The sequence below is a fragment of the Martelella mangrovi genome (assembly GCF_040545495.1).
In the GTDB taxonomy this organism is placed as follows: Bacteria; Pseudomonadota; Alphaproteobacteria; order Rhizobiales; family Rhizobiaceae; genus Martelella; species Martelella mangrovi.
In genome coordinates this window covers 377,615-394,428 of the sequence record NZ_JBEPLY010000003.1, presented here as the reverse complement: position 1 = coordinate 394,428, position 16,814 = coordinate 377,615, and the positions used below count along the sequence as shown (strand labels likewise).

Below are 16,814 nucleotides of genomic sequence, written 5' to 3'. Positions count from 1 at the left end.
GCGGACAATAGCCGGAAAAGCTTAATTTTGAGTGTGATTCGCGCAAAACCGTGGACGCCGGATTGTCAGTTGCGGCTGAAGCTTGAAGGAACTGTCCGGAAAGTTGATATTCCATTCAGATATGCGCATAACATCAAAGCGCACAATCATTTCAGATCCACAATCCAGAAAAACCACCGGGTGAAAGACAAGCGATGGGAGACATGACCTTCAGCAACGCCATTTTCGATTTCCCGCTGCTGTCATTCGGCATCATTCTTCTGGCCGTCCTGGCAATCTGGTTTCTTCTGCGCCACAGACCGCCTCACCCGTTCATCAAGGGCGGCAAGAACAGAAGGCCGCGCCTTTATGTGGTGGATGCCGCAGCCGTTGATGCCCGCAGGCGCGTCGTTCTGGTTCGCCGCGATAATGTCGAGCATCTCGTCATGATCGGCGGCCCCAACGATATTCTGCTTGAAACGCGGATTCCGGCGCCCATCGGAACGCGCCACCGGCACGAAGCCGGCCAGCCGGCCGCCGGAAGCGAAAATCAAAAACCGAAGGAAGAGCAGCGCGACGCCTGATGATTCGCCGCTTGCCGGACCGGAGGGCCCGGACCGGAAACCAAAAGGCCGCGTCCTGATCGGGCGCGGCCTTTTGATGTGTTATGCTATTCGTCGCGGTAAACTTTTTCGCGTCGCTCGTGGCGTTCCTGTGCCTCGATCGACAATGTCGCGATCGGTCGAGCATCAAGTCGCCGCAGGCCGATCGGCTCACCGGTTTCCTCGCAATAGCCGTATGTCCCGTCGTCGATCCGACGCAGTGCAGCATCGATCTTCGAGATCAGCTTGCGCTGACGGTCTCTCGCTCTCAGTTCGATGGATCGGTCGGTTTCGGAAGAGGCCCGGTCTGCAAGGTCCGGATGATTGGCGTTTTCGGCCGCCAGATTATCGAGCGTTTCACGGGCTTCCCGCAAAATGTCGTTTTTCCAGGCGATAAGTTTCGCGCGGAAATAGGCCCGCTGATTGGGATTCATGAACTCTTCGTTATCGGAGAGAACATAGCTACTAAGATCAATGTTCTTGTTCAAAGCCATTCTCCTGAACAACACCCCACGGGCGCTGTATATCCCAAACAAACCTGATAATTCAAGTCTCTGCTGTAAATTTGAGCACTTTAATAACTGTTGAAAATTTAGGCCGGGTTTCTGGATTTTCTGCAAAAAAAGAAGGCAACTGCCACAAATCTTTCATCGACACCTGCAACGCCCGGTTTTACCGCGCCTTCGGAAGGTCGATTTTTTCCCGCACTGCTGACAGATGCCCTGAAAGATGCCCGGAATCCAGCCGGATTGTCCCGTGCGCTTTTTCAAAACAACGTCATCCACTGCGGCAAAAAAAACGCAGGGCCTTGCGTAAATTTCATGGTAAGGACATGTTCGAACCTGCTGCTCTGCCGCAATGGTGGATAAAGCACCGCCGAAACCGCTTCATGCCGCTTCGAGATGAGCAATGTCGACGATCAGCCCTCACCCTGAACGGATCTATCTTTTCCGGCACGCCCAGGCCGTCTGGCCGGAGCCGACCATGCGCGACTTCGAGCGTCCGCTGTCAAAGCGCGGGGTCGATGACGCCGATGCCATGGCGCAGCGGTTGAAGGAAGAACAGTACTTGCCCGAGATCATCCTGTCCTCCTCGGCCATGCGCTGCCGCCAGACTGCCGATGCGGCCTATCGTGCGCTGGATCGCCGGCCGTCCTGCCGTTTCATCGACGATTTCTACCAGGCGGCCCCGGTCACCTATATCGAGGCGATTTCCGACCACGCCGACCGCCAGTCGGTGATGATCTGCGGACACAATCCGGGCATCGAGGAAACACTTCTGATGCTTGTGGGATATGAAGCCTTCAACGTCACCTGTCCCTATGGTTTCCCCACCGCCGGCGTTGCCGTGCTCGATCATAGCGGCAACACGGGAAACGGTCTGCCGGAGTGGAAGGTGACCGCCTTCCTCGCCCCCTGACACCACGGAACGGACAGCTCTCCCCGAACCGCCTTTTATCGCGCGCCGGCCTTGCCTATATTGCGGTCTGAACCGCGAAAGGAAGCCGATCTTGACGCCGATCCATACGTCGTTTGGCGATAATGCCAGACTTACGCTCGACACCATTACCGATCGTGCATCCGACATAGTTCAGCCGACGTTGCGACTGGGCGTCACGGGGCTGTCGCGCGCCGGCAAGACCGTCTTCATCGCCGCTCTGGTCCACAACCTCATCCATCGCGGCCGGCTGCCGATGTTCGAGGCCATGCGTTCGGGCCGGCTTTCCAATGTGCGCCTCGACGAGCAGCCGGACGACCAGATCCCACGATTCGATTATGAAACCCATATCGACCGGCTGGTGGATGAACGGATCTGGCCCGATTCGACCCGTGCGATTTCCGAATTGCGGCTGATCATCGAATATCAGAGCGCCAGCCGCTGGAACCGGATGTTTTCGCGCGGCCGGATCGCCATCGATATTGTCGATTATCCCGGCGAATGGCTGCTGGACTTGCCCCTTCTCGGCCAGGATTTCGCGACGTTTTCGGCGCAGACCGAAGCCAGCGCCAAAACCGGCGTGCGGGCAGCCCTTGCCCGTGACTGGCTCGGTCTCTGCGCCGAGTGCGACTATGACGCGCCGGCGGATGAAAAGACCGTAAAGGCGCTCAATGAGGCCTTCACCGCCTATCTGAGAGCATGCCGGGCAGACGAGCACTCGCTGTCCACCCTGCCGCCCGGCCGTTTTCTGATGCCCGGCGATCTTGAAGGGTCACCGGCCCTGACCTTCGCGCCGCTTGCAGGCCTAGGCGCGGAAAAGCCGAAACGGGGCTCGCTTGGCGCACTGATGGAGCGGCGTTACGAGGCCTATAAATCCGTCGTCGTCAAACCGTTCTTCCGCAATCACTTCGCCCGCCTCGACCGCCAGATCGTACTGGTCGACACGCTTCAGGCATTAAGCCGCGGCCCGGAAGCGGTGGCCGATCTGGAACATGCGCTTTCCGAGGTGCTGGCCTGTTTCCGGCCCGGCCGCAACACCTGGCTGTCCTCCCTTGTGCGCCGGCGGATCGACCGCGTGCTGATTGCCGCAACCAAGGCTGATCACCTGCATCATGAAAGCCATGACCGGCTGGAGAAACTGACCCGCCGCCTGGTGGACGATGCCACAAACACCATCGGCGCCTCAGGCGCCGGCATCGAGGTGATGGCAATCGCCTCGGTCCGGGCAACGCGGGAGGCCTCCGTCGAAAGCGGGTCCAGTCAGCTTCCGGTCATCGTGGGAACGCCCATGAGCGGTGAGAAGATCGGCGCCGAAACATTTGACGGGAAACGGAAAACCGCGATCTTCCCGGGTGACCTTCCCGCCAATCCCGATGCGTTTTTCCGGCTGCTCCGGCGCGGAGGCAAGGCGCCGGAACACCTCGCCGACATCAATGCCGTGCGGTTTCGCCCGCCCGAGATTGACACAGACAGTCAGGAAGGCGGCCTTTCGATCCCCCATATCCGTCTTGATCGCGTATTGCAGTTTCTGGTGGGAGACAGGCTGGCATGACCCCGAACGAACCGCGCAAGCCCGCCGTCTTCGATGTCGAGGATGAAAAACGCAGCGACGAGGCCGCCCCGCACCGCAAGCCGCGCCATTTCGACGATCCCGACGTTCGCATGACGCCCGAGGCGGAAGATCCGTTTCTGGGAGAGGCCGGAACCATTGCCGACGAAGACGGCGAACCGCCGGTCGCGACGATGAAGAAACGCGGCTTCTCGTTTGCAAAGCTTGCCGCCGCCGCCTTCGGCATCGTGCTGTCGCTGGCAATCGGGCTGTGGATCGACGACCTCGTGCGCAGTCTGTTCGCCCGCGCCCCCTGGCTTGGCTGGCTGGCGCTCGGTGCTGTCGTCATCGGCGTTGTTGCGGCCATCGTGATCGCTGTCCGCGAGGCAATCGCGATCCTCAGGCTCGGCGCCATCCAGCACATCAAGCTGCGTTTGGCAGAGGCCCATGCCGGGCGCGATGCGCACGCCGCCCGCAAGGCCGTCAGCGAGCTGGCCACCCTGGTTGCCGACAAGGCCGAAACCGCGCACGGCCGACAGCGCCTCAGCGAACTCGACGACGCAATCGTGGATGCCCCCCAACTGGTGGAGTTTTGCGAACGTGAGATGATGGCGCCGCTCGACATCAAGGCCCGCGCGCTGATCCTCAACGCTTCCAAGCGCGTATCCGTGGTCACCGCCATCAGCCCGCGTGCCGCCGTCGATATTCTGTATGTCTTCTACGAATCGATCCGGCTGATCCGCAATATGGCCGAGCTTTACGGCGGTCGCCCCGGTTCAATCGGCCTGTTCCGGCTGATCCGGGACGTGCTGGCCCACCTTGCCGTCACCGGCTCCATTGCCGTTGGCGACAGTCTGGTCCAGCAGGTGCTGGGGCACGGGCTTGCCTCCAAGCTCTCCGCCCGGTTCGGCGAAGGCATGATCAACGGGCTGATGACCGCGCGCATCGGCATTGCCGCCATGGACCTTTGCCGCCCGATGCCCTTTACCGCGCTCAAACGACCCGGCATCGGCGATTTCATCAGCGATCTCGGCCCCGGCGAAAAGAGCGACCTTTCAAAGTCCTGATGGCGTCCCCTGCCCGCGATACGGGCAGGACAACCAAAGCTTAACGTTTCCCGGTCATTCTTGACGCTCGACAAGAACATGTCTGCGCATCCCGCAGTTGACCGGAAACGCCATGATGACACGACGGCCAGAGCGCCTTCTCAGTTCCGCCATCTTCGCTGCCGCCCTGATTGCGGCAACGCCCTTCGGCGCGGCGGCCGAAAGCGACGACAGCGCCTTTTTCCGGCAGGTTGCGGGAAAATGGTCCGGCCACGGCAAAATCGTCGAGGGCAAGATGAAGGGCACGCGCTTCCGCTGCAAGCTCGATGGATTGCCAATCGAGGGCGAACATCAGGGCTTCAAGCTCGACGGAAAATGCCGCGCAGGACTGTTTTCCCATCCGATGACAGCCGTCTTCATTCGCGAAGACGACGGCTATCGCGGACATTTTCTCGACGGCGAGGATGGTGACGGCCTGGCGGTTACCGGCGGATCGGTGGAAGACGGCCGTGCGGTGATCGCACTCAGGCGCAAGGATGTCGAAGGCGCGCTGGTCACCAGCCTGGTCGGCGCCGAAGACCTCGACATCACCCTGCTGATCAAGGGTGGCACGCGCTATGTGCCGGTGATCGGGCTGTCTTTGAAACGGCAGACGGACCCGCTAGCCGTCGGCGCGGTCAAATAGCGCCTTTCAGCTTTTCCACCACGAACCGTCATCGCTTGCAGGGCTGATATCTGCGGTATCCACGTCGTTCAGCCAGTCGGAAACCTTTCGCTTTCCGACGACAATATCCGGCGCGATCTCCGACAGCGGCACGAGCACAAAGCCGCGTTCGCTCATGCGCGGATGCGGAACGGTGAGAAGCGCGCTTTCCTGCGTCAAATTTCCAAAGGTGAGAATATCGATATCGATGAGGCGTGGGCCCCAGCGCTGGTCGCGAACCCGTTTCAGCCGCTTTTCGATATCAAGGCAAAACCGCATCAGGTCTTCTGCCGGCCGCCCTGTTTCGATCAGGGCACAGCAATTGACGAATGGCGGCTGGGCAACCGGGCCCCAGGGCGGCGTGCGATAGAGCCTGGAAACCGCCACGACCTGTGTCTGAGGGTCCGCATCGAGCATGGCCAGCGCCCGCGCCATGGCCTCTGCCGGCTCTCCCAGATTGCCGCCAAGGCCGAGTGCGGCCCTCACCTCTTCAGCGGACATTGTAATCCACCCTCGCCTCGGCATGGTCGAGCAGGCCGGGCACCGGAGCCGAAGGCTTGCGCACGGCCACCTCGATCCGCCCGATCGCATCGTAATGCTGCGAAACCGAAACGGCGATGGCGTGCGCCAGCGCCTCGATCAGCTTGAAGCGGCGTCCGGTCACCACGTCGCTGATCAGCCGGTACACCTCGCCGTAATCAACGGCATCGGAAAAATCGTCATGCAGCAATGCCGCCTCGTCGTCGATATGCATGGTGACGTCGATATAGAAGCGCTGGCCGAGCCGCTCTTCCTCCTCCATCACGCCATGGGTGGAGAAAAAGGCGCAGTTCTTCAGTGTAATGGTATAGCGGCCGCTCATGACAGATCTCCGTAGCGCCGCGCGATCATGGCATCGGCGAATGCGAGTGCCGCGCGGCTGGCACCGACATTGTGAACGCGGAAGATCGCGCCGCCGGCAAGGCGCGTCAGCGTGGTGGTCGCCGCTGTTGCGAAATCGCGGGTTAGATTGTCCTCGCCGCCGCCAACCGCGCCGACAAAGCGTTTGCGCGACGTGCCGACCAGAATCGGCAGATCGAACACCTGAAGCGCATCCATATGGGCCATGATGGCGAGGTTCTCATCCACGCCCTTGCCGAAGCCGAAACCGGGATCGATCGCCAGCTGCGTTTGCTTGACACCGGCGGCACGCGCCGCACCAAGCGCTTCTTCCAGAAAGAACAGCTGATCGGCCACCGGGTCGGCAAGCGTGTCGCGGCCACGGCTGGTGTGCATGAGGCAATAACCGGCGCCCGTTTCGGCGGCGGCGTTCAGAATGTCCGGTTCGCCCGTCCCGCCGGTCACGTCATTGATGATGTGGGCGCCGGTGTTAACAGCAAGGCGCGCGGTTTCGGCGCGATAGGTGTCGACGGAAAGAAGCGCGTCGGTCTTTTCGGCCAGCGCCGCAATCACCGGCAGCACCCGTTCCTGCTCCGCCTCGGGCGAAACCGGCGATGCGCCGGGGCGCGTCGATTCACCGCCGATATCGAGAATGCCGGCCCCGGCGGCAATGGCTGCGTCGGCGTAATCGACGACGGCGGCGGTATCGGCAAACTGTCCGCCATCCGAAAAGGAATCCGGCGTCACATTGATGATCGCCATCAGCACCCCAGCAGGGCCGAGCGTGAGTGTGCGTCCGTGCGCGCAGTCAAGCACGCGCTGCCTGAAACAGCATTTTGTGGCTGACGTCATCGGCGGCTTTCCCCTTTTCGTGATCTGCCTGCCGCTTGCCTGCAGGGCCAGTGTCTGTCCGTCAGCCCTGTTCGTCCGGCACGCGCACCGTCAGTCCATCGAATTCGGCGCACATGTTGATCTGACAGGACAGCCGCGAATTGGCGCGGGGATCGATGGCGAAATCGAGCATGTCTTCTTCCATCGGCTCGGGTTCGCCAACCTTTTCGATCCAGGCTTCATCGACATAGACATGACAGGTTGCGCAGGCACATGCGCCGCCGCATTCGGCAACAATTCCGGGAACGCCGTTGCGCACGGCATTTTCCATGACAGTGGAACCGTCTTCCACCTCAAGGTTATAAACGGTGTCATCATTGCCGATGAATGTCAGTTTGAGCATGTCGTGAACCTGTGTATCAATTGCCGGACGGCGGCGGACTTCAACGGTTCTTCCTCCATAACGCAGGCACAGTCAACATATGCCGCCCGCGGCCCTTCCGCCCTGCAGCGGACACGGCAAAAATACCGGCTGAAAGATCCCGATCATTGTGGAAAGCCTCAGAAAAGGCGCATTATGGTTAATATTTGCTAAATGACGGAATTTGATCGCTTTTTGCGGCTCCCGGCAATGTCATTTGCGCGTCGATCCCATTTTCGGCGCAATCTGGAAGGCGGGATAATGTTGTGCGGCTATAGCGAATGTGCGATTGAAAACGGGGGTAATCCCTTGAAATAGAAGACATTTGCCTGTCTTTTACTGCCTTTCCCGGACGCGGAAGGCTTTGATTGCAAGGCATTTGGTGGCTGTTTCGAACCTGTGTGCCGGAGATATGATTGCGTGCCCTGCAAGGCCGTGACGTTTTCCGGTTTGGAAGTTTCGGGTCATCTATGCGCCTCAGCGAACGGCGAGGAGCAGAAGACGGCCCATGTGTCACGAGGCGTATCCATGGCGAAACAATCTGGCGGCTCTTCGCTCGATGATCAGGCACTTCACGCGCTTGAAGATGCACTGTCTTCCGGTGCGGCGGAAACCGGCACGGACGCCGGGACGGCGCGCAAGGACACCACGACCGGGCGCGCGGACGAAAAGGCCGCCCGCCCCCAGGAAGACCGTGCCAGCGCCCCGCGCCCGAAATCGCCCGCCTTCCGGCCTGCCAATGATCCGGGCATGCTGTCGACACAGCGCGTGCTGCGCGCCTTTGAGCGCCGTTCGACCGTCAAGGCCCTGCGCAACTCCACCATCATGTCGGCCGGCTGGCTGGCGCTCGGCGTTACCGGCACGCTGGTCGCCTTCGGCAGCCGCATCTTCAATGCCTCCTCCTTTGCCGACATTCTGAATATCGACGGCATCGGCCTGGCCGCCGCCCTCACCGTCGCGCCGATCTTCGTATTCTACGCCTTCAACATCATGCTGGCGCGCGCACGCGACATGCAGGATGCCGCCCGCTCGATGGCGGAAGTGGCGCTGCGCCTTTCCGATCCGGACGAAAATGCCGCCCAGCAGGTCCGCAATGTCAGCCAGGCCGTGCGCCGCGAAGTCTATGCCATGAACGAGGGCATCGAGCGCACCATCGCCCGCGCTTCCGAGCTTGAAAACCTCGTCCATTCCGAAGTCAACGCGCTGGAACGCAGCTACGCCGACAATGAAATGCGTATCCGCAATCTGGTGCAGGAACTGACGGCCGAACGCGAAGCCGTGGTCAATCACGCCGCACGTCTGAGAACCTCGATCCTGGGAACCAACGACCAACTCAAGGGCGAAATCGGCACGGTCATGGACGAACTCACGCGCAAGGTGACGACGGCCGGTGATGGCGTTGCCGAAATGCTGGAAACCCGCGCAGCCATGATCGACGAAAACACCGCCCGGGCGGTGTCGACGATCGGAGAGCTTCTGGAAGACCGCTCCAACACGCTCACAACAGCGTTCGACCACAGCTATGGCCAGCTTTCCGACCTGTTCGACAAGCGTTTCAACGATCTGTCGCAGAAATTCGATGAACGCGGCCGCACGCTGATCGACGATTTCCACACCAGCGCCACCGCACTCAACGATGAGACCGAGCAGCTGACCTCCACCCTGACCAAGCACGGCAGCGAGCTTGAGGAAATCCTCGACAAGCGCACCGAAACCCTGCGCGAAGTTGCCGAAAACAGCGAAACGGCGATGAATGCAGCGCTGGAGCGGGTGGTCGGCGGCCTTTCGGCCACGCTCAGCGAAAGCCAGGCCCGTTTCAACCAGCAAATCAGCGAAACCGACGCGGAAATCGCCCGGCAGGTCGAGGAGCGCGGCCAGTATGTCGATCAGCGTCTCGACGCCACCATTGCCCGCCTTGGAACCGAACTCGACAGCAAGCTCGATACCTTCACCAGCGCCTTCGAGGAGAGCAGCGGGGCGATGGAAGGCCGGATCGACAACACGCTCAACCGTTTCAACCAGACCTTCTCCGAAGGCGAGGCAAGTATCGGCACCATGCTTTCGCATGCGTCCGAACGCATCCAGGACCGGATGAACGACCACACTCTGGCGCTGGCGACAACGCTTTCGGCCGGGACGGACATGCTCGGCGACACCCTCAAGACGCATGCGCAGGAAATCGGCGAAACCATCGGGGCAGAACATGCCGGTCTCGAAAAGGTATTCTCCGATGCGGCCGGGCGACTGGACGAAAAGCTCACGCGCTTCAACCAGCAGATCGCCGACGGCGAGGCCAATATCACCGCCGCGCTGACGGAATCCGGCGAGCGGCTGAACGAGCGCATGAATGATCAGGCGATCATGCTGACCACGACGCTTTCGGCCAGCGAGGAATCCTTCGCGATGTCGCTGGAAAGCCATGCATCGCAGATCGAAAACCACATGCGCGAAGGCACCGAGCGCCTCAGTGGAACGCTGAGCGATGCATCGAGCCGTCTGGATGTGCAACTCGGCACGTTCAACGAACGCGTGGGCAGCGGCGAAAATGGCATTGCCACCCTGCTCGACAGTGCGTCTGAACGCCTGCAGGAACGCATGAACGACCATGCGGCCGCTCTGACTGCCACGCTGTCGATCAGCGAGGACACGTTCGGACAGACCCTCGACGCGCATTCCGCCAGGCTGGAAGAAACGCTCAAGACCGGCCATGACCGCCTCGACGGTTCGCTCTCGGGTGCATCCGAACGGCTTGACGCCCAGCTTCAGCGCTTCAATGCGCAGGTCGGTGACGGTGAAAACGGCATCAGCGCCGCGATTTTGGCGGCTTCCGAACGGCTTGGCGAACAGATGAACGAGCAGACGATGATGCTCGCCACCACGCTTTCGGTCGCTGAGGACACCTTCGGACAAACGATCGACGCGCGTTCGGCAAAACTGGAAGAAGCGCTGAAGAACGGCCAGGGCCGGCTCGACGATGCGCTCTCCGAAGCGACCGGCCACATCGACCAGCAGCTCGGACACTTCACCTCGCGGCTTGGCGAGACGGAAGAAGGCATCACCTCTGCCCTTTCGGGTGCAAGCACACGCCTCGAAGCGCAGCTTACCGAAAAAACCGAGCGGCTTTCGGATACGCTGTCATCGGCACGCTCCGCGTTCGAGCAGACCTTCGACCAGCACGAGCAGCGCCTCGGCAACACCGTCGAACAGGGGCATGAACGTTTTGCCGCCACTCTCGATGGCGCCGGCCAGCGCGTCGATGCCTCGTTCAACAGCGCCGCCGAACGTCTCGACGAGCGCCTGAACGACCATGCCATCATGCTGGCGACCACACTGGCGACCAGCGAGGAAAGCCTCGGCCAGACGATCGATTCCTCTTCGACGCGCCTTTCCGAAGCGCTCCTTGACGGGCAGAACCGTCTTTCCGGCTCCTACGAACAGGCCGCCGCGCGGCTGCAGGACACGCTTGTCGAACAGACCGGCGCATTCGAAAGCCGGATTGGCGAAATCGATGGCCGGATCGCCCAGACCTTTGCCGACCGTGAAGCCGGCATCCGCAGCGCCTACGAAGATGGTCAGATCCGTCTCGACGACAGCCTGCGCGAAGGCACGGGCCAGCTTGAAAATGCGCTGAAACAGGCAAGCGCCAGCATTTCCGAAACCCTTTCCGATGAAACCACCAGCATTTCGGCCACGCTGGCCGCATCGTCCAGCCTGCTGGAAATGTCGCTGGAGGGCCGTGAAACCGCTCTGCGCGAAACCATCGACAAGGCCGGCATGGCGCTTGAAGGCCGGCTGCGCAGTTCCGCCGGCGCGATTGCCGAAAAGGTTTCAGCTGCCGCCGGTCTGATCACGCAATCGGCCGAGACGATGACCGACCGTGTCGAAACCTCCTTCGGCGTGCTTGGTGAAAGCCTCGACAAACACAGCCAGACCGTGGAAACCGGCGCCTTCCGGATCGAGGGACTTGTCGATCAGGCCGGTCACCGCCTGGACAAGGCGCTCAACGATCACGCTGCGGCCATCGAGAACACCGGTGGCGCCGTCGAAAGCCGCCTCACCTCCTCGCTGTCGCACCATATCGAACGGCTGGCGGAGACCGGCGAGAGCACACGGGCACGATTGGAATCCACCTTTGCGGACCAGAATGCCGGCTTTGAACGCACCGCACACGAAGCATCGGAGAAACTTGCCGCTTCGTCGGAGGCAATGCACAGCCGGATCAACGAAACGCTGAGCGAGAATTCCAGACGCATCGAGCAGGCGGGCGAATCGGTCACAAACAGCCTCCATGAAACCCTGCTGACGCATGAAAACGCCTTCATGCTGGCCGGCACGCAGATCGATGAGCGCCTTGGCGGCATGCTCGACGAAAAGGCCCGCCTGATCGAAACGGCAAGCGACGCAGCCTCCAACCGGCTGGGCGAAACCCTTGACGCCCGCCGCAATGCCATTGCCGAAACCCTCGGCAAGGGACAGGAGCACATCGAAAACCGGTTCTCCAGTTTGGAGGGTGCGCTGGATCAGGGTCTCATCAATATCAGCGACACCATGGACCGCCGCACGGCCGAACTTGCCGGGCGGATCCGCGACACGGTTTCCGAAACATCCGCAGATATGGATCGCAACGCCGAAGACGCCCGTCTCAAGCTGGAACAGGCCGGACAGAACTTCACCGAGCAGGTTTCCGGCGCTGTCGCCAATGCACGCCAGGGCATGGAAAGCTCCGCCCACGAAATCTTCGACCGCGCCCGCCAGATGCAGGCCGAACTGGCCAATCAGGCAGCCGTCGTCAGCGAGCATGCATCGGAAAACAGCACGCGCATTTCCGAAGTCCTATCGGCGACCAGCGCGCGGATCGACAACCAGGTCGAGACCATCCGCCGAACCATGAGCGATGCCGAACAGCTGCTGGCCGAACGTGGCGAGCGCCTGAACAGCGGCATAGCAGGTACAGCCAGCATGCTGTCCGAGCGTCTTGGCGAATCCGAGCAGTCGATGACGGAACGGGCACAGTCCCTGCGCGACAACCTCGGCGCCCAGATGAAGGCGCTGGAGGAAACGCTGGGAACCGTCGATCGTGTTCTGGCCGCGCGCAGCGATGCGGTCGGCAGCGCGCTTGACGAACGGGCCCGGGACATGAATTCGATGCTCGCCGGCCATACCAGCGAGCTCAGCAGCCTGATCGAGGAAAAGGCACGGCCGCTGATCGAAAGCTATGGCGAAACCGGCCGTGTGGCCGCCGAGCGCATCCGCAAGGCCTCCGAGGAAAGCAGCGAGCAGCTGCGGCAGGACGGCAACGCGCTTGCCGGCAATGTCGAATCGCTTGTCGGACACCTCAGCCAGAGCCATCAGATGCTGGCCGGCATCGTCGACCAGGCCGCCGCCCGCCTCTCGTCTGCCGACGAACAGCTCGGTACGACAGCGGCCCGCATCAGCGAAACCGCCGAACGTTCGGCCGCATCGCTTGAAAATTCCAGCAACCTGCTCGGCAGCAAGGTCGATGCGCTTGACGGCAGTGCCGCCGGTGCGCTGGAAACCGTTCGCGGTCTCGTCTCCCAGATCGAAAGCCATGCCGGCGTTCTCGACCGCGCATCGAACCTGATCGAGGCTGCGCAGTCGAACCTCGCCAACACGCTTACCGAACGTCAGGAAGCCCTTGGCCTTCTCTCAAGCGGTCTGGCAGATCGCTCGCAGGAGATCGAAAAGAGCCTCCAGGCCGTCGGTGCTGTGGTTGCCGCTTCCATGGAAAAGACGGGCCAGGATGCCGAGAGCATGTCCCAGCGCGTTGCCGAAACCCTGCGCGGCTCGGTGGAAGATGCCGCCAAACGGTTCTCCAGCGCCACGCAGGATATCGAGCGAATTTCCGCCGAAATCCGCGCAGAGCTCGACAATACGCGTGAAGCGGTCAAGCGCGGCATTCACGACATGCCGGAAGAGGCACGCGAAAGCGCACAGGCCATGCGCAAGGCGGTGGAAGACCAGATCCGCGCCCTGCAGGATATCTCGACCATGATCTCGGCATCGAAGTCGCAGATTTCCGCCCCCGAGGCCCCGCGCCCTGCTCCGAAAAAGCAGGAAGAACCGCCGGCACAGCGCCCGTTCACCAGCCCGCCTGCCGGTTCGCTCAGCGGCCCCGCGGCTGCCAGCCTGTCAACGGCGTCGGCCGCCCGACAGCCTGCCCGCGAACCCCAGCAGCAGGCCGTGACCCGGACCGCCGCAAGCAATGCCCCGGGTGGCGAAGGCTGGATCAGCGATCTTCTGAGAGCCGCCGCACGCGAGGAAGCCGGTCAGCAGCGCGACAGCCAGAAAACCGGCGGCTGGACCGCACAGGCAACTGCCAGCGAGCGCAAGCCCAATCAGGTTGTCGATTCGCTGAACTCGCTCTCCGTCGATATTGCCCGGGCGATCGACCACGATGCTTCGGTCGAGCTGTGGCGGCGTTACCAGCAGGGTGAGCGCGATGTCTTCACCCGCCGGCTCTACACGCTGAAGGGGCAGCGCACCTTCGACGAGATCAAGGCAAAATACGAGGGCGATCGCGAGTTCAAGACCGCTGTCGACCGCTATGTCGCCGATTTCGAAAAGCTGCTCTCCGACGTCATGCGCAAGAACCGCGACCGGACGGCCATCCAGTCCTATCTGACGTCCGACACCGGCAAGGTCTACACCATGCTTGCCCACGCCGCCGGACGGCTGAAATAAGCGCATTCGGCAACGCATATACGGATATGAAAAGGCGCGGCCTCCAGTGGGCCGCCCTTTTTGTTGAAAAAGCTTTCCACAAGCATTTCCGTCATACCGGCCTTGAGCCGGTATCCAGGGCCAAATGGGATGACGATCAAGATGACCCTTTGCATGCGAAGAGTTCCACGGCCCTGGACCCCGGATCAGGTCCGGGGTGACGGACATAGGGTGGGTCAACTCTGAGTGTCTGCGACAAGGTCTTTCAGCCGTTGTTCGCTGTCCGGTTTGATCTGCAGGCTGCATAAACGAGCTGAACTGCTGTGCAACAGCAGTCGATAATATCTCCAGATCAAAAGCCAAGCGGCAACCAGCCCATCCACTGTGCAGATGAGGAAATGCAGAAATGATGGGAGACGTGAAAGGTGGCGGTTTCCATCCAACAGGCTAACCACTGTCAGCGGACAACTGTGCGGATGACGATGCACCGTTGAAGGCTACGGGACCGCTCCCGGCGCCGATATCAAAGCGTACCGGCAATCCATTCGACGATCTGGGCCTGCACTTCGGCAAAGGCATTGTCGAGCGCGGCGACGAGAACGCCGCTGGAGGCCGAGGCGTTGACGCCGACGCTGCTGGAAAACAGCCGCTGCGCCCTGACGACACCGGTACGGTCGTCGAGAAGCTTGACCGACAGCACGACGTCGGCCGTTCCGGGACCGGCGGCATCAATCGCGAATTCGCGAATTTCCACGATAACCTGATAATCGATGGCAAGGCCCTGACCCGGCATGCCGACACCGCCGAACAGGCCGGTATTTTCAAGACCGGCAACCAGCCGCGCCTGAACCACAGCCGGCAGCAGATCGCTCCACTGGGCGCCAGCCAGATACCTGAGTTCGGAACCCGAGAGCCTTACGACGATACCGCGATTGTCGAGCACCTGAATGGCCGACGGCGTGGGCACAAGAAGCTGCAGCCGGGCGGTGCGGGCGCGCGTGGTCGTCACCTCGGTTGCCGCCTTGGCCGTCAGGTCGAAGGTATCGCTCGGCGGTCTGAGCGCGCAGCCACCAAGACTTGCCACAACGAGACCCAGCCCGACAAGCGGCCCGGCCAGGCGACCGGCTCTCTGTGCTGCGGCAAAAAACATCATACCGTCCTTCCTGGGACCTGCTAATCCATTCAATTCAATGAAGTAAGGCAAAAAGGCCACAATTGCAAAGACCTCTTTGGCGACTTTTCCCGGCGGCACGCGCTTTTGTCATGTCGGTGATTTCCTCCATCCGAGATCGCTCCGCCCCCCACAAACATCAATACCGGTTGCGGCCGTCATAGGTCTTCATATTGTCCGAACCGAAAATGAACTGCTGCGGATCATTGCTGATCGAATTGATCGTGCGGTTGAGGTTGTCGACGGTTCTGCGGGTGTCCGATACCAGCCCCCGGACATCACGCAGCCCCGAACCGGAGAAGTTCTCGAGATTGGCCGTGATCGGGCCGATGCTGGCGTTCAGCGTTTCAGCCGCTTCCTGCACCGCCGTCAGGGTCTTGCGGGCCTGATCAGAGAGCGAATCGACATCGTCGGACCCGAGAAGGGTATCGACCTTCACGAGAACCTCGTTGACCCGTGTCGAGGCTTCGTTGAGCTTGACCGACAATTCGCTGACATTGTCGATCGCCGTATCGATATTCTCGGTCTTGGCGTTGATGCTGTCGGCGACATTCCGGATCGATGCAACGGCATCCTTGGCGTCTGCCATGACGACGGAAAGGTCATCGACGGAGGAGCCGACCTTGTCCGGGTCGATCGACGAGACGATCACATCGACCTTCTTGAACATGTCATGCGCCTGATTGCCGAACTTGCTGTAGCTGTCGACCGCTTCGGAGAACTGGGCGATCACATCGTCAAGATCGTCCGAGGCCTTCGCGACATTGGTGGTAATCGTGCTGGCATTGCCGATGATCGTGGACACCTCGTCGGGGTCAATCGCATTGATCACCTTGTCGAGCGAGGCCACCGTTGTCTCGAGCCGGCCCGACAGGCTGTCGACGGACTTCGACAATTTGCCCACGGTCTCGAGGAAATTGCCGATTTCGTCGGAATTGTCGGCCAGCGCTTCGGTAAAGGTTTCGACATTGCCGACCGTCTTGGTCAGGGTCGGCGACACGTCCGCGACCAGCTTCTGGACATCGCTTGCCGTCGAATCGATCCGTTTCATGATCCGGTCGGCCGTCGTCAGCAGATTGGACAGGCTGGACTTGTCCGCCGTCAGCTGGGCGGGTTCATCGTTCTTGACCGCTTCTTCGAGGATATTCGGCCCTGTCTGGCCATTTGCGGCCAGTTCGATATAGCCCGTTCCGGTCAGCCCCTGCAGCTCCAGCTTGGCGGTTGTGCTGTCATGCACGGGCGTATCAGCCTTGACCTCGGTGCGTGCAATCGTAAACCGCGGATCTTCCGGGTCGATTTCAAGGCGCTTGATCGAGCCGACCTGGATACCGTTGAACCGGACGGCCGAGCCGACGCTGAGGCCGTTGGCCGAACCGGGAATACGCACGATCAGTTCCGCAATCGGTCCCTGACGCCCGTATTCCTGTAGCCAGAACACGAAGCCGGCTGCTGATGCCAGAACCAGCAGAACGAAAAAACCGACAATGGTATAGTTAGCTTTGGTTTCCATGCCTG

General features: G+C 61.2%; 13 protein-coding genes. 6 read left to right on the top strand and 7 right to left on the bottom strand.

Annotated elements, in window-relative coordinates:
* Positions 1 to 203: 203 nt before the first annotated feature.
* Entirely contained in the window at positions 204 to 563 is a 360-nt protein-coding gene (locus ABID12_RS06505) for a flagellar biosynthetic protein FliO (RefSeq protein WP_435528180.1), read from the top strand.
* 86 nt (positions 564 to 649) lie between these two features.
* On the opposite strand, the gene dksA is transcribed toward ABID12_RS06505, so the two are convergent.
* Positions 650 to 1,069: an RNA polymerase-binding protein DksA gene (gene dksA, locus ABID12_RS06500; protein ID WP_106304699.1), complete on the bottom strand. Its 420-nt coding sequence runs from the start codon at positions 1,067 to 1,069 to the stop codon at positions 650 to 652.
* 421 nt (positions 1,070 to 1,490) lie between these two features.
* Between dksA and ABID12_RS06495 the strand changes: the two genes are divergently transcribed.
* From ABID12_RS06495 to ABID12_RS06480, 4 genes are all read left to right on the top strand, one after another.
* Positions 1,491 to 2,000, top strand: coding sequence for a SixA phosphatase family protein (locus ABID12_RS06495; RefSeq protein ID WP_354433554.1), 510 nt, complete (start codon positions 1,491 to 1,493; stop codon positions 1,998 to 2,000).
* 91 nt (positions 2,001 to 2,091) lie between these two features.
* Positions 2,092 to 3,570 (top strand): YcjX family GTP-binding protein, encoded by a 1,479-nt coding sequence (locus tag ABID12_RS06490; RefSeq protein ID WP_354433553.1) that lies wholly within the window; start codon positions 2,092 to 2,094, stop codon positions 3,568 to 3,570.
* Positions 3,567 to 4,634: a YcjF family protein gene (locus tag ABID12_RS06485; RefSeq protein WP_354433552.1), complete on the top strand. Its 1,068-nt coding sequence runs from the start codon at positions 3,567 to 3,569 to the stop codon at positions 4,632 to 4,634. Before ABID12_RS06490 ends, ABID12_RS06485 begins: the two co-directional genes overlap by 4 nt.
* A 115-nt stretch (positions 4,635 to 4,749) precedes the next feature.
* Positions 4,750 to 5,298: a hypothetical protein gene (locus tag ABID12_RS06480; RefSeq protein WP_319520373.1), complete on the top strand. Its 549-nt coding sequence runs from the start codon at positions 4,750 to 4,752 to the stop codon at positions 5,296 to 5,298.
* A 6-nt stretch (positions 5,299 to 5,304) separates the two neighbouring features.
* On the opposite strand, the gene folK is transcribed toward ABID12_RS06480, so the two are convergent.
* From folK to ABID12_RS06460, 4 genes are all read right to left on the bottom strand, one after another.
* Positions 5,305 to 5,817, bottom strand: coding sequence for a 2-amino-4-hydroxy-6-hydroxymethyldihydropteridine diphosphokinase (folK, locus tag ABID12_RS06475; RefSeq protein WP_354433551.1), 513 nt, complete (start codon positions 5,815 to 5,817; stop codon positions 5,305 to 5,307).
* On the bottom strand, positions 5,807 to 6,178 hold the full coding sequence (folB, locus tag ABID12_RS06470; protein WP_354433550.1) for a dihydroneopterin aldolase: 372 nt from the start codon (positions 6,176 to 6,178) through the stop codon (positions 5,807 to 5,809). The genes folK and folB overlap by 11 nt, the downstream gene beginning before the upstream one ends.
* A complete protein-coding gene (gene folP / locus ABID12_RS06465) occupies positions 6,175 to 7,047 on the bottom strand; it encodes a dihydropteroate synthase (RefSeq protein ID WP_354433549.1) in 873 nt (290 codons plus the stop codon). The genes folB and folP overlap by 4 nt, the downstream gene beginning before the upstream one ends.
* Positions 7,048 to 7,108: 61 nt before the next feature.
* Positions 7,109 to 7,429: a 2Fe-2S iron-sulfur cluster-binding protein gene (locus ABID12_RS06460; protein WP_106304722.1), complete on the bottom strand. Its 321-nt coding sequence runs from the start codon at positions 7,427 to 7,429 to the stop codon at positions 7,109 to 7,111.
* A 546-nt stretch (positions 7,430 to 7,975) separates the two neighbouring features.
* Between ABID12_RS06460 and ABID12_RS06455 the strand changes: the two genes are divergently transcribed.
* Positions 7,976 to 14,149: an apolipoprotein A-IV repeat region-like domain-containing protein gene (locus ABID12_RS06455; RefSeq protein WP_354433548.1), complete on the top strand. Its 6,174-nt coding sequence runs from the start codon at positions 7,976 to 7,978 to the stop codon at positions 14,147 to 14,149.
* Between the two features lie 502 nt (positions 14,150 to 14,651).
* Here ABID12_RS06455 and ABID12_RS06450 read toward each other — a convergent pair.
* Positions 14,652 to 15,281, bottom strand: a complete 630-nt coding sequence (locus tag ABID12_RS06450) for an ABC-type transport auxiliary lipoprotein family protein (RefSeq protein ID WP_319520377.1) — start codon at positions 15,279 to 15,281, stop codon at positions 14,652 to 14,654.
* Positions 15,282 to 15,438: 157 nt separating this feature from the next.
* Positions 15,439 to 16,809, bottom strand: coding sequence for an MlaD family protein (locus tag ABID12_RS06445; protein ID WP_354433547.1), 1,371 nt, complete (start codon positions 16,807 to 16,809; stop codon positions 15,439 to 15,441).
* Positions 16,810 to 16,814: the final 5 nt, after the last annotated feature.